The sequence below is a fragment of the Roseibium sp. SCP14 genome (genome assembly GCF_040329475.1).
Taxonomy (GTDB): Bacteria; Pseudomonadota; Alphaproteobacteria; order Rhizobiales; family Stappiaceae; genus Roseibium.
The window spans coordinates 830081-851254 of the sequence record NZ_JBDZYH010000003.1; the positions used below are offsets into that span (position 1 = coordinate 830081).

Annotated in this window: 21 protein-coding genes and 3 tRNA genes; 9 read left to right on the forward strand and 15 right to left on the reverse strand. The window is 52.2% G+C overall.

The genetic code is table 11. From position 1 onward, the window contains the following. Positions 1-132 precede the first annotated feature (132 nt). The gene (locus ABLQ08_RS16400) at positions 133-1542 is read right to left on the reverse strand and encodes a YcaO-like family protein (protein ID WP_352944174.1); all 1410 of its coding nucleotides are present in this window, start codon (positions 1540-1542) and stop codon (positions 133-135) included. A gap of 247 nt (positions 1543-1789) precedes the next feature. Here ABLQ08_RS16400 and ABLQ08_RS16405 point away from each other — a divergent pair, with 247 nt between their 5' ends. Then, positions 1790-2080 carry a hypothetical protein gene (locus ABLQ08_RS16405; protein ID WP_352944176.1) on the forward strand — a complete coding sequence of 97 codons (291 nt, stop codon included), beginning with the start codon at positions 1790-1792 and terminating at the stop codon, positions 2078-2080. An 83-nt stretch (positions 2081-2163) separates the two neighbouring features. Further along, entirely contained in the window at positions 2164-2451 is a 288-nt protein-coding gene (locus tag ABLQ08_RS16410) for a hypothetical protein (RefSeq protein ID WP_352944178.1), read from the forward strand. Here the strand turns inward: ABLQ08_RS16410 and ABLQ08_RS16415 are convergent. Continuing rightward, a complete protein-coding gene (locus tag ABLQ08_RS16415) occupies positions 2443-4392 on the reverse strand; it encodes a BTAD domain-containing putative transcriptional regulator (RefSeq protein WP_352944179.1) in 1950 nt (649 codons plus the stop codon). The genes ABLQ08_RS16410 and ABLQ08_RS16415 overlap by 9 nt on opposite strands. 225 nt (positions 4393-4617) lie before the next feature. Here ABLQ08_RS16415 and ABLQ08_RS16420 point away from each other — a divergent pair, with 225 nt between their 5' ends. Beyond that, positions 4618-4875 carry a hypothetical protein gene (locus ABLQ08_RS16420; protein ID WP_352944181.1) on the forward strand — a complete coding sequence of 86 codons (258 nt, stop codon included), beginning with the start codon at positions 4618-4620 and terminating at the stop codon, positions 4873-4875. Positions 4876-5690: 815 nt separating this feature from the next. Here the strand turns inward: ABLQ08_RS16420 and ABLQ08_RS16425 are convergent. From ABLQ08_RS16425 to ABLQ08_RS16440, 4 genes are all read right to left on the reverse strand, one after another. Next, positions 5691-6494: a class I SAM-dependent methyltransferase gene (locus ABLQ08_RS16425; protein ID WP_352944183.1), complete on the reverse strand. Its 804-nt coding sequence runs from the start codon at positions 6492-6494 to the stop codon at positions 5691-5693. Between the two features lie 19 nt (positions 6495-6513). Beyond that, positions 6514-7140 (reverse strand): hypothetical protein, encoded by a 627-nt coding sequence (locus ABLQ08_RS16430; protein ID WP_352944185.1) that lies wholly within the window; start codon positions 7138-7140, stop codon positions 6514-6516. 686 nt (positions 7141-7826) lie between these two features. Continuing rightward, positions 7827-7903: transfer RNA gene (locus ABLQ08_RS16435), tRNA-Arg, on the reverse strand. 144 nt (positions 7904-8047) lie between these two features. Further along, complete coding sequence (locus ABLQ08_RS16440) at positions 8048-8353, reverse strand: ETC complex I subunit (RefSeq protein WP_352944187.1); 306 nt, start codon at positions 8351-8353, stop codon at positions 8048-8050. A 359-nt stretch (positions 8354-8712) separates the two neighbouring features. Here ABLQ08_RS16440 and ABLQ08_RS16445 point away from each other — a divergent pair, with 359 nt between their 5' ends. Continuing rightward, positions 8713-8946 carry a hypothetical protein gene (locus ABLQ08_RS16445; RefSeq protein ID WP_352944189.1) on the forward strand — a complete coding sequence of 78 codons (234 nt, stop codon included), beginning with the start codon at positions 8713-8715 and terminating at the stop codon, positions 8944-8946. A 315-nt stretch (positions 8947-9261) separates the two neighbouring features. On the opposite strand, the gene ABLQ08_RS16450 is transcribed toward ABLQ08_RS16445, so the two are convergent. The 7 genes from ABLQ08_RS16450 to ABLQ08_RS16480 form a co-directional block, all read right to left on the reverse strand. After that, complete coding sequence (locus ABLQ08_RS16450; RefSeq protein WP_352944191.1) at positions 9262-10302, reverse strand: PLP-dependent cysteine synthase family protein; 1041 nt, start codon at positions 10300-10302, stop codon at positions 9262-9264. A gap of 152 nt (positions 10303-10454) precedes the next feature. Then, entirely contained in the window at positions 10455-12128 is a 1674-nt protein-coding gene (locus ABLQ08_RS16455) for an acyl-CoA dehydrogenase family protein (RefSeq protein ID WP_352944193.1), read from the reverse strand. 266 nt (positions 12129-12394) lie between these two features. Then, on the reverse strand, positions 12395-13144 hold the full coding sequence (locus tag ABLQ08_RS16460; protein WP_352944195.1) for an SDR family NAD(P)-dependent oxidoreductase: 750 nt from the start codon (positions 13142-13144) through the stop codon (positions 12395-12397). 324 nt (positions 13145-13468) lie between these two features. After that, a tRNA-Pro gene (locus ABLQ08_RS16465) sits at positions 13469-13545 on the reverse strand. A gap of 140 nt (positions 13546-13685) precedes the next feature. Next, entirely contained in the window at positions 13686-14171 is a 486-nt protein-coding gene (locus tag ABLQ08_RS16470) for a DUF192 domain-containing protein (RefSeq protein WP_352944197.1), read from the reverse strand. A 181-nt stretch (positions 14172-14352) separates the two neighbouring features. Then, positions 14353-14934 (reverse strand): cold-shock protein, encoded by a 582-nt coding sequence (locus ABLQ08_RS16475; RefSeq protein ID WP_352944199.1) that lies wholly within the window; start codon positions 14932-14934, stop codon positions 14353-14355. Between the two features lie 137 nt (positions 14935-15071). Next, positions 15072-15833 (reverse strand): SIR2 family NAD-dependent protein deacylase, encoded by a 762-nt coding sequence (locus ABLQ08_RS16480; protein WP_417714928.1) that lies wholly within the window; start codon positions 15831-15833, stop codon positions 15072-15074. A 71-nt stretch (positions 15834-15904) separates the two neighbouring features. Here ABLQ08_RS16480 and ABLQ08_RS16485 point away from each other — a divergent pair, with 71 nt between their 5' ends. Together ABLQ08_RS16485 and ABLQ08_RS16490 are read left to right on the forward strand one after the other, a co-directional pair. Continuing rightward, positions 15905-16345: a VOC family protein gene (locus ABLQ08_RS16485; RefSeq protein WP_352944203.1), complete on the forward strand. Its 441-nt coding sequence runs from the start codon at positions 15905-15907 to the stop codon at positions 16343-16345. Positions 16346-16469: 124 nt separating this feature from the next. Continuing rightward, positions 16470-16545: transfer RNA gene (locus ABLQ08_RS16490), tRNA-Glu, on the forward strand. Positions 16546-16607: 62 nt separating this feature from the next. On the opposite strand, the gene ABLQ08_RS16495 is transcribed toward ABLQ08_RS16490, so the two are convergent. Then, positions 16608-17462 carry a hypothetical protein gene (locus tag ABLQ08_RS16495; protein WP_352944205.1) on the reverse strand — a complete coding sequence of 285 codons (855 nt, stop codon included), beginning with the start codon at positions 17460-17462 and terminating at the stop codon, positions 16608-16610. Positions 17463-17963: 501 nt separating this feature from the next. On the opposite strand from ABLQ08_RS16495, the gene ABLQ08_RS16500 reads away from it, so the two are divergent. Beyond that, entirely contained in the window at positions 17964-19562 is a 1599-nt protein-coding gene (locus ABLQ08_RS16500; protein ID WP_352944207.1) for a caspase family protein, read from the forward strand. Between the two features lie 75 nt (positions 19563-19637). On the opposite strand, the gene ABLQ08_RS16505 is transcribed toward ABLQ08_RS16500, so the two are convergent. Next, the gene (locus tag ABLQ08_RS16505; RefSeq protein WP_352944209.1) at positions 19638-20063 is read right to left on the reverse strand and encodes an ExbD/TolR family protein; all 426 of its coding nucleotides are present in this window, start codon (positions 20061-20063) and stop codon (positions 19638-19640) included. 145 nt (positions 20064-20208) lie between these two features. Between ABLQ08_RS16505 and ABLQ08_RS16510 the strand changes: the two genes are divergently transcribed. Together ABLQ08_RS16510 and ABLQ08_RS16515 are read left to right on the forward strand one after the other, a co-directional pair. Continuing rightward, entirely contained in the window at positions 20209-20667 is a 459-nt protein-coding gene (locus ABLQ08_RS16510; protein ID WP_352944211.1) for a DUF1036 domain-containing protein, read from the forward strand. A gap of 129 nt (positions 20668-20796) precedes the next feature. After that, positions 20797-21174 carry a hypothetical protein gene (locus ABLQ08_RS16515; RefSeq protein ID WP_352944212.1) on the forward strand — a complete coding sequence of 126 codons (378 nt, stop codon included), beginning with the start codon at positions 20797-20799 and terminating at the stop codon, positions 21172-21174.

The following is a 21174-nucleotide window of genomic DNA, read 5'->3' on the forward strand; positions in this document are numbered from 1 at the left end:
CCAAGTTTCTTCCAGAGATCGGATGACCCAGTCATCATCCGGACACCCGACACTCAATAAACCTGAATGCAAGAGTCATATTTTTCTATCGTGACATACCCGGCCTGTCAAATTCTCAATTGATATCAAAACCTAAAAAGGAAACGGACGCGCCTTGAATTCAGCCTCCGTAGCCGGTCTATCGCGAAGCCCACGCTCTACCACGCCCTGGTAAAGTCTTTTCTTTCCGAAGCGTGGCTCCCAACTGCACAGATCCGGAGAAAGCAACTTAATGCAGGGAATTCCGAGGTCCGGCCGCGTTGCGTTGAATTCCAAGATTTCAATCTGCCGATCAATGCAGCTCGTCAAGAGCCCCGTGAAATCGAACTCCTTCTTCAACTCCGCTTCATTTACCAAAGGCGCGGACTGAAGCGGAAGGTCCTCGAGAATCGACCTGTGACGGGAATAGGCAAGTTGTCTGGGCTCCATCCCGGCAACAGGATTGCCTGACTTGTCAGTCGGGTGCGCCCTTTCCATCAGTTCCAGGGAGTTCTCTGCCTGTAGTAACTCCTGAAGTGCACTGTCGCATGCAGAGACGATGTTCCAGCCTGCTGAAGACCCGAACGCAGCCCTGCGTCCTCCGTCTTCGAAGGAAACAGCCATCACAACATGAACGTCCAGATCCGTATCCACGGAATAGATCCCCCATCGCCGCTTCCGATCGTCGAGAAACCTCATCAGATTTTCGGGCAAAATTTCCCGAACGAAACCCTTTTCAACTTCAGTTATCCCCAGGCGGTTGTACCAGCATTGCGCCACTGCGTCTCGCTCTGCGAGCTCCTGCAATGCCCTCTCTCTCGCCCCGGCCAGTTCCTTCCAAACCGCGCAGCCCGTACTGGACGCGAACGACAGACTATACCCCGCCTCTCGCTCCAACTCGTGAAACAGGACTCCGATACTCGGCAGTTGAAAAAATTTGTCGTCCGTCAAAGACCGCACTTTCAAACGTCTATTTGTAACAACGTTCCAATTGGGGCGATCTTCCATCGAAGGTTCGGGGGTTAAATCGAGTCGCTTTGCCACGGACAGCTCCTGCGTGGAACTAAGACCAAGCACACGCCCCAACTCTACCTCCGGTAGTATATCCTGTTTCAAGAACACACGCGTATCCTGCTCGGCTAGTGTCCAAAGACTTATACGTTCTGCAAGTTCCCCCAGACAACCAAGAGCTGCACGCGCTGCTGTCGTTGCCTGCCCACCGCCCGGGACAGACGCCTGCTCACCCTTCTCATGCCGCACGAGAGAGGTTTCAAACGTCAAAATGCCGGTACAAAAATACAAGGGACAGGCATCACGTGTCATTGGCACGAGCCTGATGTCGAACGAATGAAATAGCGGCAAGAATAGAGAAAGGTCGGCTTCGACCATTCTCAAACCGGATTCGCCCCCGTTTTCGGCGCGGTTCAAAAGCCCGACGCGCTGCAAGTCACAAACAATCTGTTCGGGCAGCACAGCCCGCTCATTTCCGGCCGTCACCGGACCCAATTCATTGTCACCACTCATGAATCCCCACCCAAGTATCCTCAAAATACTTAGACACACCCAACAATTGCAACCAACGTAGATTTTCACAACTACTATTGAGAATAGTCGATTGATCGACCTATGCTCTTCTTCGAAAGCAGTCAAACAATAGTAATTCTCATTTATAGAAATACTTTTACTAAAGTTTGACTTATTTCAGTTTAGCCGCGTGACCATCCCACCACCAGCTAAATTTTCTCGCAACTTTAACTTCTGGAGGCTCATTATGCACGCCAGCACAACTTCAAAAACTGAATTGGAAATCGGCGCAAAACTTGGTGCGATCATCCAGGACACCAAATCTCGCTCCCAATTGATCGAAAATCCAACCGAAGTTCTGAGCGGCATCGGCGTCAATTCCGAGGTGACGATTTTCGCGGACACGGCAGATCTTGTGCATCTGATCGTTCCGGCCAATGTCGACGCTGATCGTGTAGCAGCAAGTGATGATGCCTATTTCGAAGAGCTAGGCCGTGCTGCGCTTGGCAATTGCTACTACGAAGACCTGCCGGAATAATCGAACGCAACCGATAGTCTATGCGCCCGAATTCACCCAAGCAACGGCCACGAATTCGGGCGAATTTCCAGGAAACCTGAACAATGGCAAGATTTCCCTTTCACAAGAGCAACATAAGGGAACTTGGCCGCCTCCTGGCCAAAGCATCCCTCGATGAAAAGATCATGGCCTCGTTGCAGAACGACCCTGCCTCGTGCCTGGAACAGATCGGTCTTCCCGCTCAAACCACAAAACTGATGACATTCAATGTTATCGATCAAAAACAGCACCCGAATGCGAAGGCTCTGCCGTATCGCCTGAACACAAGAAAGCTTAGGTCCGGCGACAGGGCATATCTACGCGAACTATCGCAGTCTTTTGGATTAAATTGAGCCCAATCCTTCAAAGAGGAAACGTTGAACCATCGCGGCCCCCTTGTCGAACTGTTGCCGAACTTTCTCATCTTGAAAGAAGTTTATCTTTTTTCGCCATTTTTCAGGATTGTCCCCCACTTCGGGAGCATCGCTCAGGCCGTTTGGCATTTGCTCGCTGAACCGTTGAAGCGTTTGCAACGCCTCTGTTTCGCGTCCAGCACAAAGCAAGGCCGCCACGCGAGTAGTCAAGCCGCTGACACCCACTCCGGCTCCCCGTTCGATCTGTGAGATCGCGGCTTCGTAATCCTCGGCAGCGAAGTAGATGTTTGCGAGATACTCGTAAAAAACACGTGGCACGAAAGCAAAGAGAGAAAAAGCTCTTTCTGCAGTCGCGAGCGCTTCGGAAACGTCTCCCGAAAACGCGAGCCCTTCAGCCACCGACATGAGATTTGCCGGGTCCGAGGAACTTAGCCTACCTGCGTTCTGAAAAGCGCGGCGCGCGTCTTCCGGCAAGTTCGAAAGAATCAATGCCCAGCCATAGATGCGTTGGTTCATTGCCTGCCAAGGGTCAAGCATGATGGACTTTTCAGCAAGACTCAAAAGGTTGCTCATGCCGTCCGCCGAATTCGTCTCATGAAGAGGAAAATGCAGTTCCCTCTTCATAATGATGGAGGCTCGAGCGGAATAGATCTTAGAGAATGAGCGATTTGTCCGCTCGATCTCGTCCAGAAGACGCAGGGCCTTATCATCAGACTGTGGCGTGAAATCCCACATAAGTGCGTCGGCCTGGCACCAGCGCGCAAAAATATTATTGTTCGCAGGGTTCCTCAACTTGCCAATCACGTGGCCATAAACGCGACTTACGATCTGACTTGCTGCGGGCGTAAGGCCGTCCCAGAGCCTCAGATCGACAATTTCGTTGAAGACAATCTGCCCTATCGCCCGATCTTCAAACTGAACAACGATCTTGCCGGATCGCTCGTCATGACGAAACCGCAGCAGATAACTTCCCAGCTCATGCCCCTCGACGCGCATTGGCTTTGGCATGTCAGCGTCACCAAAATACTCGGATTCGTACAGATCGAAGGATCGAAAGGATGACAGACCAGAAACGATTTCTTCCCGAAGGTGAACTGCATCGTTGAGGCCCTTTTTCAATAGGGACGATGAGATGATCGAGATTTCAGGGAGCAGAACGACATCTTCGCTGTTGGGAAGAAGATTAGACGATACGCTCGATTCTCCCGGGCTTCGAAAGACGTTTTCGGGTTGTGAAGCCGGCTCATCCTGTCTGAGAAGGTTTCTGGTTTCCTGGTCCGGCACGGCGTCCAGAAGCAGACGCATCTCGCGCTCGCACGCCTTGAGCTGCTGCTCCGCGCGTTCCTTTTGCCCCAAATTCAAGTAGAGCCGAATCAAGACCCGGTGGGCTGCTTCAAGCGCAGGGTCCACTTTGAGCAGGAACCGGCCGCCAGCTTCCGCCCGAACTCCTCCGTCTTCAATCGAAACCTGATTCAGATGACGCAGCGCCGCGCCAGTTACTTCCGAGCGGACGCGCTCGCGTTCTACCCTGAGCCAGTCCGAAAACTCCGAATCAACATCTTCGTATCCGGTCAGAAAGTCTCCCCGCCAGAGTTCTTCCGCCTCCCGGAAATCATCCGCCCGCCCTTTTTCAAGCAAGGCCATGATTTGCATGTAATCCGAGGCAAAAACATTCTGGTCGAGTTGCACATGTCCACTGGACGACAAAACAACGTCGAAACCGGCCTCTTGCTCGGCCGTCTTCAACTGACGCAATGCCTGACGCAGGGACTGCATGGCCTTTGTTCTGTCCTTGCTGCTCCACAGCAGGTCAGCCAGCGTTTCCCTTGGAGCATTCATGCCCCCCATGCGGCTCAAATACCCCATGATGGCCAACGCCTTTCGGGTCTTTACCGCCACAGGTTCTTGAGATTTACTCAAGAGCAAGGGCCTCCCCAAACACGCAAAGCAGGAAGCGTTTGCCATCAATTCCCCGTAATCGAAACACACATATTCAGGCGTGGGTTTTCGCAACCGCGAATGCCATACAACCTGTAACACAACAACACCTTATCACGCTCATTTCACGCTGCAACAGCATGCTTGTTGTGGATGGTTACGGCAGCGCAGCTGCAAACGGCAATTAGAATACTGGTGGGTAGTAATATGTCTAAGACAGTTAGCAAACCTGATCGCAAGGTAGTCGAGCAAGAGCCTGCGGTCGAAGCGATCAAGCGCATGATCCGCTACACAAAGAAGGAAGCCGACAAGGACGGTCGCACGTTCTGCTCGTACTGCCTCGACATGGCACTGCAGTCTCTGGAAGACGGCTCAGAAGATCTCGACATGATTCTGAGAACGAAAATCACACCGCTCATGGTCGGTCAGCCGGTTGCCGAAGCCGCCAAGGCTGAGACTGTCTGACAAAAACACCTTTTTGCACAGAAGATTTCTGCTTCTGAAATGAAGCAGGGCAAAACTGCGAGACACGATGGTGGTGGTGGAGCAATCCGCCGCCGCCAATTCTTTCGTAGGCGCAGACGTCGTTCATGAGGGATCATAGCCCGAAGCACGAGGACCACGCAGTCTAGGTCCCTGCTCCAAAATACCAGCCAATAGGTGACGGAGAGCGCAGCAATCAGTTTTTTTGGAATTGGCGACCCCGGCAGGGTAAATTAGCGCCTCGTTTTTGTTGACTTTCCCCCCACCCGGCAACAAAGCCGCTTTAGGGGCATTGAAACATCAAAACAAATTCCTGTGTTCCCCGCACCCTATTTGCGCCTTCAACATCAAGAACCTGCTTGCCGCGTTCGCGTTCTGATCTTATGTGAACAAACTTAGAACATACGTTAAGTTTTTCACTGGCCAGCACCTGATGAAACGCCCCATCAACCCAACAACGATCGCCTTTGCAAAAGCCAATTGCGTGTGCATTGAGGCCCATTGTCTGCGTTGCTGCAACATGACCGAAATCGGATTTGAACAACTTAGCGACGACGAATTCGTGATGGATTTGCCGAAGAGACGTCCGTTCAGGTGCAAGCGCTGCAACGGAACCAACGTCGAAACCCGGCCACAATACCTTATCGCAGTGAACGCCGAGAGTTTCCGGGTTTAAAGAAACGCAGCGAGGTTTAGCCGCCCCCTAAGAGTCACGCAAAATATAGAAAATCGACGACTGCCTCCAATCCTTCAGAATCTCTATATCCAAACGGTCCTGTGAACTCCCTCCTTCAAAATCAAGTTTTAAACCCTGCTCTACCAGCGATGACTTCAGCTTTTTGGGGATCGACCAGTGTCGCTTTGAAGTAACAATCTCTGCTGCCCTCGTTTAAGAACACTACACAAAAACCCAGATGTTCCAGAATTGAAGAAACAATGTCAGGTGAGTACCAAAGAAATTTGGCAGAACACCGTCCCTGCTCGGCAAATACTCGACGAGAAGAAACAAATAGTTTTTCAAGGCCCTTGTCACTTGTTGCATCTGCAACGTTCATCACGATTGCGCCACCTTTGGACAAGGTCAAAGCAGCGGTCATAAAATATGTAGTAAGTGTCTGAAGGTCGACATGCACCATTGCATCAAATGAGTAGAAAACATCAATTTGGCGCTTCAGTCCCAGATTATCCAAACAATCAATAATGAAATCCGGATTCTCGTTCAGTTGCGTTAGTCGCACGCGATCGTCCATAGAATTTTCAATCAGGCGTCGCCCCAGGACGTCCAAATATCTTGATGAAACATCGAATGCATGCACTGTGGCCTTCGGGTAACGATCAATGATTTGAACTGTATATCGACCTCCACCTGAACCGATTTCAACAAAATTTAATTCATCTACTTGCGACAGGTCAGGAAAAGTTTCATCAAGAATGGTATTAACTTTAGAAACGCCTCCCCACTCATCACCTGGGAAGTTGATCTTCGAGTTCCGGTTCTCGGGCAACCGATTTCTTTTTTGTCTGATCTGCTCATATCTATTGGTCAGATAGAGATCCCAGACCTCGCCGTATGACGGGTTATCTTTTTTGCTATTTTCCAAAACAGCGGCTCCTTATGAGTCAAATACCCAAAACTGAGAATAGTTTTTCATAGAACCGGAGTACGCTTTTCAACATCTCCAGCGCATTTTTGTTTCCTATGCCTGTTTCGACTATAAGGTCACCGACATAAAAGTCCGCAGAACTAAAATCGTCGGGTGAGAAATCTCCCCCTGAAAGACCAGTATTCAAAACCTGATTATGGTTGGTTTCAAAGTGTTTTGTGCCAAGACAAACTTCGCGAATGAGCGGAAAATCTGGGAAGCAGTTATTCACGTATTTGTAGAAGGCCTCTTGGTCTTTTAACCCAAGAGCTTTCTCGATTAAGGACCTGTGCTCTTTCCAAATCCATTCTCTGAGATGATAGGCGAACAAGCATGCGGTAATCGCCTTACGACTTGAAGCAGGTTCGTTCTCAAATTCGCTAACAACTTCAAACAATGCGGATAAAAAATGAACGGATGAAGTAATTTCAAATGTTTTTCTTGCGACCGCAGATTGCCCCTCTGGAGCCAAGGTTGCCTGGACAAGTTCGACAATCGGCCTTAGGCGAACTTTCTCCGCATGATGAGGTGCAATACTTAACGTCAACTCGGCATCGATCATAAATTCCACTAAATTTTTCAACGCATTCTCACCCAAAAACACGAATGAGTATCTATCAGGCTCCAAGTGCACATGTTTCCACGTCTTGTAACCAATCTAGAACTTTCTGTTGGCCAACAGTAGCAGGCGAGTAAATTGCGTGCCTCTTAGGTCGTAGACGACGTTGACACTCTCCAATTCAATCACCGTCTCAGCTCCTTTGAGTCACAGTTTTGTTTTGAGAGATTCAATACCCTTGTGATCCTAGGGGGAGCTTCAAGCGCAATAATCCAAACTTCAAAAAGCGGTCTGGTTCAGAGCCTTGCAATTCGTTGCCAACATATCATTCTTCTCAATCTTATGTGAAACGATGGAGCCGTCATCCCGCTGGTAGCCGACTCGGCGCTGCCCAGAAATCGGATCAAAAATCTCAAACGAAGTCACACCATTGCCCTCCAGCCGTAAGATTATCTCTCGATCTGAAGTAGAAAGTACAGTCGTGGTCCAAGGATCAATTGCATTTGGATCATCCAAACTACGGTACTTTACCGGCAAACTACGGAACTTTAACCGGTGACGAATGAGCCAACAAGCCCGGTTGTAGTTGAGTTCGAATCCACTCTGGGTTAATCAAATAATTGAATTAGTTAAGCTTTTTTACGCCAATTTCCCCGCACCCCAAAATTTCCCCAGCACCCAAACCTCTATAACTTATTGTTTTGAAATGTTTTTTCAACAAAAATGGAAGTTGGCGACCCCGGCAGGATTCGAACCTGCGACCATTCGCTTAGAAGGCGAGTGCTCTATCCAGCTGAGCTACGGGGCCGTTTGTTTGGTAGCGGGCCGTTCATTATGCCCGCTCGTCATAAATGCGCTGAAATCACCCACTGTGTCGATCCGCAATTCCGGGTTTCAACAAGCAATCCAGCTAAATTCACACGCTCTGTTCGCGAGTAGCTAATCTTACAGGTCAGTGGGTCCAAGGAGCGACGCGGTTGAACCTGAAGTTATCCGCATAGGCTGAACCACGCACCTTTCTTTCGTGCGCTTTTTCAACCCTGTGCGCGATGCCATGACGCCTTGCGTAGGCAACGGCTTCTTCCTGCGTTTCGAAGTACAGACGAACCTGCTGCTTCATGTCGGAAGACGAGGTGTAACCCATCAGCGGCTCAACAGATTTCGCGACTTCCGGCTCATAGTCCAGAACCCAACGCTGGGTCTTGGCTTTTCCCGATTGCATGGCGGTCTTTGCCGGACGGTAAATGCGCGCAACCATATGAAAGTGCCTCTAAATCAAACTGCAAAGTTTCGCTTCGCGATCAAAGGAGCTTTTTCCCGTCTTTTCCTGCGAAGTCAACACCGTTCTTGAATATGTTTCTACCGTTACACAATTCCCAAAGCCTTTAAAGTCCGCGCTCAGGCGGCATTAACAGTGTTTTCCAACAAGTCTTGCATTACAAATTGGTGACCTGACAGATCTCCGTGTCCTATGCTACTAATTCGGGACGAAAGTGATTTGGACAACCACAGCTGATCGGTAACCGCTCTTGGATGTGCGGAAATTGGAAAAGTCAGTTGCACAGGGATGCCGGGTTAAGCCCCGCTATCTCTTGATAGAACAACAAGGCACAACGCATGTACCACAACATTCACAAGGGTATGGGTGAATATCTACCGGAACATGTGCAACCGTCTTCCCCGGATCCATCCAGTCTCAAATCGGCGATTGACGCAGCAAACCTGACCCAGATCTGGGACATGATTCTAAACCTGGACTATGGAACATCCGATGTGGAAAGCCTGTCGCCCGAAAAGCAGGATGAATTCCTGAATGTCATGTCCCTGCTGCTGAAGGCAATCGACAGATAAGCCGGATTCGGAAACGCAGAACTTCTTTGCAACGCCATTGGCGATATTCCCATGACCTTTTCGCATGCAGTCATCGCGCTCGACCTTCTTTTGATTATTGAACCAGTTTCAAAGGCTTTGGTTGCCAGAAAAGCCGGGTTTGACAGACCTCCAGGGAGCCACCACTAGCTGAACTGGACAGGCAAGATCGCCGGCTTTGCTAGACAGGCCGAACCAGTCCGCAGGACTTTTTGTAAAACCTACCCCTTACCGAAAAATCTCAGATAGCGGAGCTGACCTACCGTCTTTGAACGCGTAAACACATACGAACAATCACTAAAGCCATTCGATCAGCTCGGCCTCATACGCGCTGATGTCGCCGATATGTTCGCTCACCCAGTCAGGCCGGTAATAGGTATCCAGGTACCTCTGTCCGCTGTCACACATCAAGGTGACGATTGAACCCCGCTCTCCGTTTTCCATCATACTTCTGGCGATGCTCAAAGTGCCCCAGAGATTGGTACCTGTAGAAGCGCCCGCCTTTCGTCCAATCAGTCCTTCCAACCACAGTATCGTCGCGATACTTGCCGCGTCAGGAACCTTGATCATTTGATCGATGACGTCCGGCTGGAAAGAGTGCTCCACCTCGGGCCTGCCGATTCCTTCAATCCGGCTGGACTTATCCGACGTCAGCGAAGTGTCTCCGGAAACAAAACTGTCGTAGAAAACGGAGTTCTCCGGGTCAACGACCGTCAAGGACGTGTTGTGTCCCTTGTACCGGATGTACCTTCCGAGCGTCGCGGATGTTCCACCCGTTCCGGCACTCATCACAAGCATTTTCGGGATCGGGTGAGGCTCGTATTCCATCTGCCTGAAGATGCTCTCGGCAATGTTGTTGTTGCCGCGCCAGTCCGTTGCTCTTTCAGCATAGGTGAACTGGTCCATGAAGTATCCGCCGATGGAGTTTGCCAGCTCAACCGAGGCTGTGTGCATCTGCGGCGCACTGTCGACGAAATGGGTCTGTCCGCCATAAAGCTCGATTTGCTCGATCTTGCTTTGCGCTGTGCTTTTTGGAATGACGGCTATGAAGGGAACACCAATCATTCTGGCGAAGTAAGCTTCGGAGACCGCAGTGCTGCCGGAGGACGCTTCAACGATTGTCGTGCCTTCTTTGATCTTGCCGTTGCAAAGCGCATAAAGAAAAAGCGAGCGTGCCAGGCGATGTTTCAGGCTTCCAGTTGGATGCGTACTTTCGTCCTTCAGGTAAATGTCGACACCATCAAGTCGCGGGACCGTCAGTTTGAAAAGATGCGTGTCCGCCGAACGATGGGAATCTGCGCTGATTTTGCTGACAGCCTGAGCTACCCAAGTGTCCATGTTCTCCCCCTAACCTGCGGTCACGGCACATTTCACAGGATCACGAGACGAACAGAAACGATCAACTCGTGATTTCAATCTCCCGAGCTTTGATCGTATCACACCAGGACTGGCAAACCAGCGTCGGTTCAACCCGCGATACAGCGTTCAGGTTATGAGGCTGTCGGAATTGCCCTTTCGAGAATTGCGTCGATATCAGCTGTCGCCGGCAGAACACCGTAGCTGCCCGTCCATCTGGACCCGAGCCGTGTGCAGCAGAAAGCTTCAGCCGTTGCCGCAGCACCGTGTTTCAGCAACAGGCATGCCTGCAGGAGAACAGCCAGACGTTCGGTCAGACTTCTTGCGCGAAGTTCCAGATCGTCCGTGTTTGACAATTCATCTTTCAGGTCTCCTACCGCCTGATCAAACAGAAAGTTTTTGCCCTTTGCAGCTTCCAGCTCCCTCAAAATAACTGGAATCGCTGTCGGTTCACGGTGCATCGCGCGTAAGACATCCAGGCAAATCACGTTTCCCGATCCCTCCCAGATGCTGTTGACCGGCGCTTCGCGATAAAGCCTCGGCAATATCGATTCTTCGATGTAACCGGCACCGCCGTGACATTCCATTGCCTCGAACAGGTGAGCCGGCGCTCGTTTGCAGATCCAGTATTTCGCAATCGCGGTTCCAATGCGCGCAAAGACTGCTTCATCTTCATTCTCTTCCGATTGGTCCAGCGCATGCGCAACGCGCATTACCAGAGCAACGGCTGCTTCGGCTTCAATTGCCAGGTCGGCGAGAACATTTCGCATCAACGGTTGTTGTATCAGGCGCTTCTGAAACGCTGAGCGGTGACCTGTGTGATGAAGTGCCTGCACAAGTCCCTGCCGCATCATTGCCGCTGAACTCGCGGCACAGTAGATCCGTGTTCCTTTCACCATTTCGATGATTGTCGGAATGCCCCGCCCTTCCTCACCAATCATGATGCTCCAGGTGTCCTGAAACTCCATTTCCGATGAAGCGTTTGACCGGTTGCCGAGCTTGTCCTTCAACCGTTGTATTGCCAGGTTGTTGCGCTCACCGTCAGGTTTCCAGCGTGGCACAAGAAAGCACGAAAGGCCGATATCGGTGTAAGCGAGTGTCAGGAATGCATCGGACATCGGAGCGGAACAGAAGAATTTGTGACCGCTCAGAAGGTAGGCCGAGTTTGGCCCGCTCTCTTTTCCCAGCGGTTGGGCCCGTGTGGAATTGGACCGTACGTCTGATCCTCCCTGTTTTTCAGTCATGAACATGCCGACTGTTGCACCGGCTTTTTCATCTACCGGGATATCTCGATTGTCGTAGTTGGTGGAAAGAAGCTTTGTTACCCAGGCATTCCCTGGTCCCTTGTTGGCCTCAAGCACCGGAACGATCGCATAAGTCATAGCCATTGGGCACATGACACCGCCCTCGGGCTGCGAGAACATGTAGGTCAGTGCCATATGCGCCACCTGCGCACCGGGGCCTTTATGGTTCCAGGCAAAGTTCGGAACTTCATAGCGGATGGCGAGCTTCATCAGGTCATGATAGGCCGGATGAAATTCCACCTGGTTGATACGCATCCCGTATCGGTCAAAGGCTTTTAGTTCTGGCGGGTACCGATTTGCCGCATCGGCTTTCTCGAATGTCAGAGCAGCCCCGGCATCGGCCCCGGCGCGTGCCAGCTGTTCCCTGGCCCAGGCACCACCGAACAGGCACACCCAATCGCGCAGCGCACTGTCGTCCAGCCAGAGATCTTGATCTCCGATGTAAGGCGGCATGTTCGTGACCTGGTGCGTCGCCAGTTCACTGATCGGTTGTCTTGGCTGCATCCCGGGTTCCAATCCACTACTCGCCCCTGACCTGCCTTTACCTTAAGGGAAAGTGCGCAGATTGTTGAAGCCCTAAAGAACCATTCGGCACTACGGTCGGCCGGAAAATTTCAGAATTTGCCGATCTGTGCACACAGCGCTGTAATTCCTGTCCTCAGTCGCCCCACTGATGACCGTCAATTCACACAGAAATTAGCCTCCACGTTCGAATATCGAGCGCAAGACCAGACATCAGATCCTGATTTGACAGTTCTGGTTCAAGCGTTTCAGATCAGCCCGCCATTCACATGCAGGCACTGCCCAGTGATGTAAGCGGCTTCCGCTGACATGAGGAACCGAATTGCAGCCGCAACCTCGCTGGGTTCACCAACACGCCCAAGCGGTATCTGGCGCATCATCTCAACGAGTTCCTTTTGCGGAACGCCGTCGCGTGTTCCTTCATCCTTGCGGACAAAACCGGGAACGACACAGTTGACCGTGATGCCATCACTGCTCAGAGAGGCAGCAAGGCTGCGCACGGCCGTTTCCAGCCCGCCCTTGGACGCAGCCGAGATCGGAAATTGCCTGATGTCAGTTCTGAAAACGTGTGAGGTAAAACTGCCAACCGCTACTATCCGGGGATCCGGCACCTTCTTCAAAAGTGGCACGGCGGATTTTGCCAGCTCAAAGAAACTGAAAAGGTTGCCTTTGAATGCATATTCAATGTCCTCTGGGGACCCTTCAGACAATGATTTCAAGACCGGGAACCCGGCATTGGCAGCAATACCGTCCAGCCTGCCAAAACGCTTTTCGGCTGCCTTCACCAGTTCGCTCGCAGTTCCCTCAATCGCAAGATCTCCCAAAACCAGCTCGGTCTTGGTGCCATTACGCTCTATGAATTCTGCAACTCCCTCCAGTTGCGCCTTCGACTGCCTGGCATGAATCACTAGACCTGCCACTTCGCCTGCAAATCGTTTTGCCAAGGCTGCCCCGATACCAGAAGATGCTCCGGTAATAATCAGACATCTTTCATCCATCGCGGCCTCCTGAAGAAATACGGTTCCTGTTATTCTATGGTGTCATCGCTTGGGTTCACCAGAAAACAAGTTTCTCGGAATTCACGACAAAAAATGTTGAACAGGGCCAGACATCCGAGTTTGCCTGACCTTCATGCGATAGCGACGTATCTTAAAACCGGAAAGAAAACAGGCACTACTTCTCCCAATTCGTCGCCAGGTTTTGCCAGCGAGCGTGCAATGCGGATCGGAATTAAGGCTGGTGCGCAGACTTCCCGACGCAAAAATCAACCTGCAACGGATGCTGACTGCAGTGCCAATCTTAGAAGCTATGAAGAGAGAAAGTGGTCGGGGCAGCAAGATTCGAACTTGCGACCCTCTGGTCCCAAACCAGATGCGCTACCAGGCTGCGCTATACCCCGAGCCGTTGATGGGTTGCGGTTTATCCGCGTTCGAGACGTGCGTCAAGAGCGATCGAAATGTGTTTCTTTCGCTTTTTGTGGAAACCGGCTTCATCGGGCAAAAAGGACTGCGATCGTCAACTGCAATCAATCCGGCTTGCCTATTCAGCATGCATGGATGGGCTCGAAATCTGGTCACCGACCTTGATTTCAAGTTTTTCCGCGATCCCGGCGTTCACCTCAAGAACAAATCGGGCCGGTTTTCCGGACGGTATGACTGTTTCGGAAAACGGGGTCGTGTCTGCCGCAATGCTGACGATATGCCCTGCATTGTCGATATAGATGATATCCAGCGGAAGCGGTGTGTTCTTCATCCAGAAGAAACGCTCTCCCTCACCTTCAAAGATGAAAAGCATGCCGTGATCAGCCGCCATTTCTTCCCGGAACATGAGACCGCGGGCCCGTTCGATGTCGGTCGCCGCAACTTCAACCAAAAAACGATGCTCGGCTTCACCGCTCCTGATCAGAAGGGTTTCTTGAGGAAGCGGCTCCTGACCGTTGGCTGCGAACGCAAAAACAGCTGTCATCAATAGGGAAAACGCAAGCGTGACACCAAAAAATGTACCGGGAACCAAGCGTGAAATCATTGTGACAAACCTAAATGCAAACTTTTGGCCTCAAGGGTAAAACATCAAGTTTTGCAGAAACATCTGGATACACCAGCTATTCTGTGTCCCCGGCAAATTTCGTTGGTCAATTCCATAACAAACAAAATGGCCGGAGCAAGTCCGGCCATTTCCAACTTCATCAAAAAGATATGATTTGCGATCAGTGAGATGCGGGAATGTGCGTTCCCGACCCGACCGGCCGGATCTCCGCTGCCATCCGCCCCTTGGGTCCCTGACCGAAGCGAACCATCACATCCTGGCCCGGACGCAGTTCGGTTATACCGAACCGGCGCAGCGTTTCCATGTGAATAAAGATATCTTCCGTTCCCTCGCCCTGTGTCAGAAAACCAAAGCCTTTCACGCGGTTGAACCACTTGACTGTGGCTTTTTCAAATCCGCTTTCCGGCACGACCTGAACATGTGTTCTGGAGGGTGGTAACTGGGAAGGATGGGTCGCGGTGGACTCGTCCATCGAAAGAATACGGAACGCCTGCAAGCCACGTGGCCGGTCCAGCACCTCGCATACGACGCGCGCGCCTTCATAAGCTGTCTGGTAGCCGTCCCGCCTGAGGCAGGTCACATGAAGCAGGATGTCGTCTTCGCCGTTGTCCGGCACTATGAAGCCGTAGCCCTTGCCGACATCGAACCACTTTATCGTTCCGGCAACCTCGAAAACATCAACGGCAACGTCGTCAGTCAATGTGTCGAGCGCGCGGGGCTCCCGTGCGGTCTTAACCCCCATAGCCTTTTTGTCCCGTCTCTGGTCCGCATCACCCGGCTGAAGGAAGTTTGCGACTCACCTTTCAACCGATTCCTAACAAAAGGATAACATTGCGCACTAAAGCGAGAAGCGAAATTCTTTAACTAACCACAGACCATTTAGGGATTTTGTGCGATATCTTGCAGAAATCCTGAAAAAGTTTGCGCCAATGGCGTTCTGATAACTGTGGATGCAATCGAATCCAGCGGTGTTTCTTCGCCGTTCAGAATCACCAACTCGGCTCCACCTTGCACAGCGATGGCCGGCAACTGAGCAGCCGGGTGAACCACAAGCGACGACCCGAGAACGAGAAAGAGACCGCAGTCCCGAGCAGACTCGGCTGCCCTGATCAGGTCCGCTTCATTCATTTGCTGTCCAAAACTGACCACTGCCGCCTTCAACAATCCTCCGCAATTGAGACAAACAGGACTGCGACCGGCTTCGACATACGCACGCTGATCCTCAAGTTCGGCTCGCTCACCGCAGGACAGGCAACTTGCAAATGTCGAGTTGCCGTGGATTTCGATCAAGCGATCTTCGGGAAAGCCGGCAAGCTGATGCAGGCCGTCGACATTCTGGGTCACAAGCATGTCCAATTGTCCGGAACGTGCTAACGACGTCAGCGCCAGATGAGCGGCATTTGGCTTTGCCTTTGCGAAGAACTCCAGCATCTCAAACCGTCTGTCCCAGTCCTCAAGACGACTTTCTTCCACGGATACGAAGTCCTGGTATTGAATCGGTTGCCGTTTCGTCCATATCCCTCCCGGAGACCGGAAATCCGGTATCCCGGAATCAGTCGAAATTCCCGCCCCGGTCAGCGCTACGATCCGTAGCTCCGACTCTTTGTTGAATTGTTGGACAAAGTCTCGTGCTTCGGACAAGCAGGTGATAATAGTCATGGTCCGATCGGGCGCCTTCCGGAATATCCCTCGATCGAGGAAAAGGACAAGAAATGCGTTATTTGCACACGATGGTTCGCGTAACCAGCATTGAAGACTCTCTGGATTTCTATTGCAACAAGATGGGCATGACGGAAATCCGCCGTCACGAGAGCGAGAAAGGCCGGTTCACGCTGATATTCCTGGCCGGCGCCCACGATCTGGAAGCTGGCAAGGAAAACATGGCTCCCCTGCTCGAGCTCACCTACAACTGGGATCCGGAGGAATATTCCGGTGGCCGTAACTTCGGTCATCTGGCCTATGAAGTCGATGACATCTACGAGTTATGCGAGAACCTTCAGAAGAAAGGCGTGACGATCAATCGCCCGCCTCGCGATGGCAGAATGGCATTTGTTCGTTCGCCGGACAACATTTCCTTTGAGTTTCTGCAAAAGGGTGAAGCTCTTGAAATCAAAGAACCTTGGGCTTCCATGCCGAATGTCGGCGAGTGGTAGGACAGGCAAGTTTTCAACAAGCGCAGGCCCGGAAAACCGGGCTTGCAAAAAATTGTCGCAAAGGCTCTTGCGGGCAAGTCCATTCCCGCCTATAAGCCTCCCACGACGCAGCCGCGTCGACCGCGCGCCCATCGTCTAGCGGTCTAGGACGCCGCCCTTTCACGGCGGAAACACGGGTTCGAGTCCCGTTGGGCGTGCCATTTTTCCTTGGCACTTTTTCGATTTTTTGATCACCAAGGCAGCGCTTTAGTGCCTGTGCCGGTCAATTGGAATTTGACGATACGTACCGCCCCTTGATCCTTTGAGCCGGATCATCCTTCTTGAACAGTGTTCTTCCCGGAAAATTTCGCTCGTAAAATTCCACGATCTTCGCCGCGCTCGGACCTGCAAATTCAACTCTGCCGTCCGGGAAAAACACATCCAGATCATCGTCTTCGTGCCTTGAGGCATATGTCTCCTGCGACCCATGCAGGATCATCGGGACGCCAATCCTGCTGTTCACGAAGTTCTGCACATCGAAGAATTTTGGTGACCGTACATGCGTTTGGCCCAGGCGCTCTTCCTTCACCCGGACAACTTCGCTCGGCGATTCCATGTCGACAATCCCGTAAAGGTCGAAATCACCGTGAACGCATTTTCCCGCCGTAATCAGCGAACTCGATGAAAACTTCACGCAGCCGAAATAAGGATTTTCGGGGTCACGTTCGACGAAGTAAAGACTTCCGTTGGGAATGTAGGTGTACCGTTTCTGCTGTTCATGCGACGACATTTCGGGCCGCAATTGTCCGGAAAAGTCGGCCCATGCCTTGACTGCCTTTGGATATTTTCCGTAGCTATAGGCCTGTTCTCCTACCATCGCAGGATCAACGACAAGCCCTGCGATGCATCCTCTTTTGGCCGGTGCGAGACGGCATCCTCGGGGCGTCACATCGAAGTCTGCGGTCTTTGCCTTGCAATCCAACCGCTTCGGCGACGCATAACTTTCACCAATGTGTTGGAGCGACGCCGTGTTTGTTCGCCTAACCAAAATGGCGACGTTGTAAAGTCTTGCCGCGGACTGAAAAACGCCAAGATGCTCGGGGCGCATATGTTTCAGTATGTCTGCTTTTCCAGCCATGAAAGATCTCCCGGAAGGCAACTTTGATGGTCTGCCTTCATCCGACCCGCGACACTTCTATGCTAACACGCGACACTTCTATGCTAACAGAAGCCCCACGGAGCGCGCGTGATTATCATCACAGCTGCACGCCGGAACCAGGGGAGCCCGACGAGATCCTCAGGATCGGCGTTGGGCGTTTCGAAGTTCCAGGTCAGTTCTATCCAGTATCAATCTCCTCTAAACCATCGTTTCAATTTAAGTGCGGATTCTCGCGACTTTTCATGGTGTTCCAGAACACGTTTGGCTATAGTGCTGGGCAGATTCTAGGGGTGCGTATGCCGGTCCGTTCCACGACCGGCTCCGGTGGTCATGGGGCTGATTTCACCGAATTATCCTTCCTGTGACGCGTATTACAGATGCATACGGCCGTTCGAGGTACTCCTTTTGACAAGAGGAGTTGGACCTCGAACCAAGATCGGGCCAACCGACAGGCAAAAATGATCGACGAGAGGACAGAGAATGTTCAAACGAATGATCGCCGTGCTGGCAATTCTTATCGCCGGGACAGTCCCGGCATTGGCCAAGCGGGTTGCGCTGGTGATTGGAAATGGTTCTTACGAACATACAGTGCCACTTCCCAATCCGGCGAATGACGCAACTCTCATGGCTGCCAAGCTTCGCAGCCTCGGCTTCGATGTCGTCGCGGGACAGGACCAGAGCTATAATGACATGCGGCGCTCGGTCATGGAGTTCGCCAAAAAGGCCTATGGCGCCGAGATTGCCCTATTGTTCTATGCAGGACATGGCATGCAGGTGGGCGGACAGAACCTTCTCGTTCCGATCGACGCGAAAATCGAGGATGAAACTTCTCTCGATTTCGAAACCATCTCTGTCGATTTCATCATGCGCCAGATGTCCAAGGACGTGAAAGTGCAGATGGTGTTTCTCGATGCTTGCCGCGATAATCCGCTGGCGCGCACGCTTGCTCGCCGCATGGGCCCAAGCCGTTCGGGCAGCCTCGGTTCCGGCCTTGCCGAAATCAAGATCGAAGAAACCGGTGGTGAGGGTTCCGTCATTGCATTCGCGACCAGCCCCGGCGACGTCGCGCTTGACGGCGATGGCAGCAACTCACCGTTCACCTCCGCTCTCATCCGTCATATCGACACGCCGAACGCGTCGATCCAGACAGTGATGACCCGTGTAACCGGTGACGTCTATGACGCAACTGAAAAACGTCAGCGTCCCTGGGTCAACGCTTCGCTGATCGGTGAGGTGTTCCTCAACAAGCGTGCAACCGAAACAGGTACGGAAGTTGCCGCTCTTGGCAACGCCGCCACATCTGTTCCGCAGCAACCGGCTGCAAGCACTGCTGCAATTAATACGACAACCCAGTCCAACATCGCCTGGGAACGGGAAAAGCTGATCTGGGAAACGGCGAAGTCAAGCAACACGGTTGCCGACTACCAGGCTTACCTGAACGCATATCCGACCGGCACCTTTGCGGATTTCGCGCGCAACTCCATCAAACGCCTGGAAGCAAATAGCCAGGTGGCTTCGGTAGACCCCACCGTCACGCCGCCCTCATCTTCACAGACAGGCGCTCAGACTGGTTCTTCGACCGGCGTAGTTGCCACGCTGCCGGACCCGCAAAAAGCAATTCCGGGTACACCTGAAACTGAAGCCGCACTTGGATGGAACCGCACCGCTCGTAAACAGGTCCAGACCCGCCTGAACCTCTCCGGTCAGAATGTCGGCCGCGCTGACGGGGCATTCGGTCCGAAAACCAGAGCAGGTATTTCAGCCTGGCAGACGGCAAACGGTATCGTTCCGACGGGATATTTCACCGCTGCACAATATGCCCTCCTCACGACCCAAACAGCGGTTCAGTACACGGCATACGAAGCGGAAGTGAAGCGTAAGCAGGCTGCAGCAGCTGCTGCCAAGCGCCGCCAGCAGGCCTCTCGCAGCACCACAGCCTCCAGGCAACCGGCCGCAGCTGGCACAGCACCGCAGCGTGCGCCCGCTAACAACAACACCGGCGGCGGCATCAATCCCGCAGGCGCAGCCTTCATCGGTGGCGTTGTCGGTGGCATTCTGGGTGGTGCAATCGGACGCTGATCGGAAGCGAAAACCAATGACAAAAGGCCCGGCATTCGCCGGGCCTTTTTTGCATTCGTAAACCATCCTGACATACTACTCGAGCTTCAAACTCACTTTCTTGAGCCTCGAAGACCTTGCCTCATCGAGAATGTTGATCACCTGTTGAAATTCTGTCCCGTCGGCTGGAACAAGGATCGCGCTCTCTGCGCCAAGGGACGCCAGGCGATCCAATTCTATGGTCAACTCCTGCAGGGATAGATTTAGGCCATTCACGGTCAGCATTTCCTGCGAATGTTCAGATGCCGGCCGGAAGGCGATCAGGATTGAAGGCACACTTGCATTCGACAGGTCTGTCTTGCGGCTTGAACTTCCGTCTTCGCCGAGTGAGACCTCGAGTGGCCGCCAGACACCGAAGGTGGAAGAAAGCAGAAAAAACATGACTAGAATGAAGATAACATCGATCAGGGGCATCAGCGGTATTCGCCGGCGTTTTCCGATCGGGTTTTGAATTAGGATCATTCGTCGTGTCTTCACTTGCCAGAACGCATCGTCGCCGTTCAATGTCACCCAGAATTGGCTAAACCTCAATCCTGTATGGCAAATTGACCGCCAGCCAACATTTCCTTAGCGTGATCTCCGGCAATGTCTGAAAGAAAGCCGATTGATGGAGCAAGCGCGCCTTCTCAACGCAAAGGTCAAACCCAAAAGGCAAACACACTGGACTTCAATCGCCGGTTTCATGGTGTTCGCATTCAGTTTGATAAGTCCAACTCTTGCACATGCAGGCTTGAGGGTGTGCAACGGTTCCGTTGATCTGGTGAATATTGCGATCGGCTACGAAACCGAAGATGGATTGCGCACAGAAGGATGGTGGACGATCACGTCAAATGCGTGCAGCCAGATCCTTCAGGAGCCGCTCAAAAATACCCGTTACTACCTTCATGTCGCTGACGGATTTGGCGAAAGCCGCCTCGCCGGTGACATTACCCTTTGCATTCGCGAAGAAAAATTCGTTTTGTATGATGGAGATCAGTGCTGGCAACGAGGATTGATAGAAGCGGATTTTTTTCAGATTGAGACAGACGGAGCAGAAGACTGGACCGTATTGCTGTCTTATGACTGAGTTGAAGCGCTTTGTGGCGCAACAGTCTGCCACCCCGTTCTGCCCAAGCAACTGACGTCATATTGGGGGAGTTTAATGCGTTTTTCGGTTCGTAATTTAGTCATTGGTTGCTTATTCGCCGCGTCGACAGTGTCTGTTCAAGCGCAGGAAATTTCGGGAAAAATCGGGCTGGAACTCAATCACGTTCAGCCAACACAGGACGGCGGCTGCCGCCTTTCAGTCATTGCAACGAATGGGCTGGAACGTCCGATGAACCAGCTTGGCCTCGAAATGGTTGCCTTCAATTCCGAGGGACTGGTCGATCAGTTCCTTAGGCTGGACTTCTCCAGGATCTCTGCCGGAAAAACGAAGGTTCTGCAATTCGACCTGGCTGGGAAGGCCTGCGACAGCATATCGAGGCTTCACATAAACGATGTTCTGAACTGCGTGCCACCAAGCATCACGGATGTCTACTGCCCGGACCTGCTTGAGATCAAGAACCGCACTTCAATTCAATTTGGCGACTGA

What these genes read in the sequence shown, in the direction of transcription:
- ABLQ08_RS16450 (WP_352944191.1), bottom strand. Translation starts at nt 10,302, where the DNA reads ATGGACACTTGGGTAGCTCAGGCTGTCAGCAAAATCAGCGCAGATTCC.
- ABLQ08_RS16445 (WP_352944189.1), top strand. Translation starts at nt 8,713, where the DNA reads ATGTACCACAACATTCACAAGGGTATGGGTGAATATCTACCGGAACAT.
- ABLQ08_RS16405 (WP_352944176.1), top strand. Translation starts at nt 1,790, where the DNA reads ATGCACGCCAGCACAACTTCAAAAACTGAATTGGAAATCGGCGCAAAA.
- ABLQ08_RS16460 (WP_352944195.1), bottom strand. Translation starts at nt 13,144, where the DNA reads ATGGATGAAAGATGTCTGATTATTACCGGAGCATCTTCTGGTATCGGG.
- ABLQ08_RS16400 (WP_352944174.1), bottom strand. Translation starts at nt 1,542, where the DNA reads ATGAGTGGTGACAATGAATTGGGTCCGGTGACGGCCGGAAATGAGCGG.
- ABLQ08_RS16475 (WP_352944199.1), bottom strand. Translation starts at nt 14,934, where the DNA reads ATGGGGGTTAAGACCGCACGGGAGCCCCGCGCGCTCGACACATTGACT.
- ABLQ08_RS16510 (WP_352944211.1), top strand. Translation starts at nt 20,209, where the DNA reads ATGGAGCAAGCGCGCCTTCTCAACGCAAAGGTCAAACCCAAAAGGCAA.
- ABLQ08_RS16440 (WP_352944187.1), bottom strand. Translation starts at nt 8,353, where the DNA reads ATGGTTGCGCGCATTTACCGTCCGGCAAAGACCGCCATGCAATCGGGA.
- ABLQ08_RS16485 (WP_352944203.1), top strand. Translation starts at nt 15,905, where the DNA reads ATGCGTTATTTGCACACGATGGTTCGCGTAACCAGCATTGAAGACTCT.
- ABLQ08_RS16410 (WP_352944178.1), top strand. Translation starts at nt 2,164, where the DNA reads ATGGCAAGATTTCCCTTTCACAAGAGCAACATAAGGGAACTTGGCCGC.
- ABLQ08_RS16495 (WP_352944205.1), bottom strand. Translation starts at nt 17,462, where the DNA reads ATGGCTGGAAAAGCAGACATACTGAAACATATGCGCCCCGAGCATCTT.
- ABLQ08_RS16470 (WP_352944197.1), bottom strand. Translation starts at nt 14,171, where the DNA reads ATGATTTCACGCTTGGTTCCCGGTACATTTTTTGGTGTCACGCTTGCG.
- ABLQ08_RS16455 (WP_352944193.1), bottom strand. Translation starts at nt 12,128, where the DNA reads ATGCAGCCAAGACAACCGATCAGTGAACTGGCGACGCACCAGGTCACG.
- ABLQ08_RS16420 (WP_352944181.1), top strand. Translation starts at nt 4,618, where the DNA reads ATGTCTAAGACAGTTAGCAAACCTGATCGCAAGGTAGTCGAGCAAGAG.
- ABLQ08_RS16505 (WP_352944209.1), bottom strand. Translation starts at nt 20,063, where the DNA reads ATGATCCTAATTCAAAACCCGATCGGAAAACGCCGGCGAATACCGCTG.
- ABLQ08_RS16500 (WP_352944207.1), top strand. Translation starts at nt 17,964, where the DNA reads ATGTTCAAACGAATGATCGCCGTGCTGGCAATTCTTATCGCCGGGACA.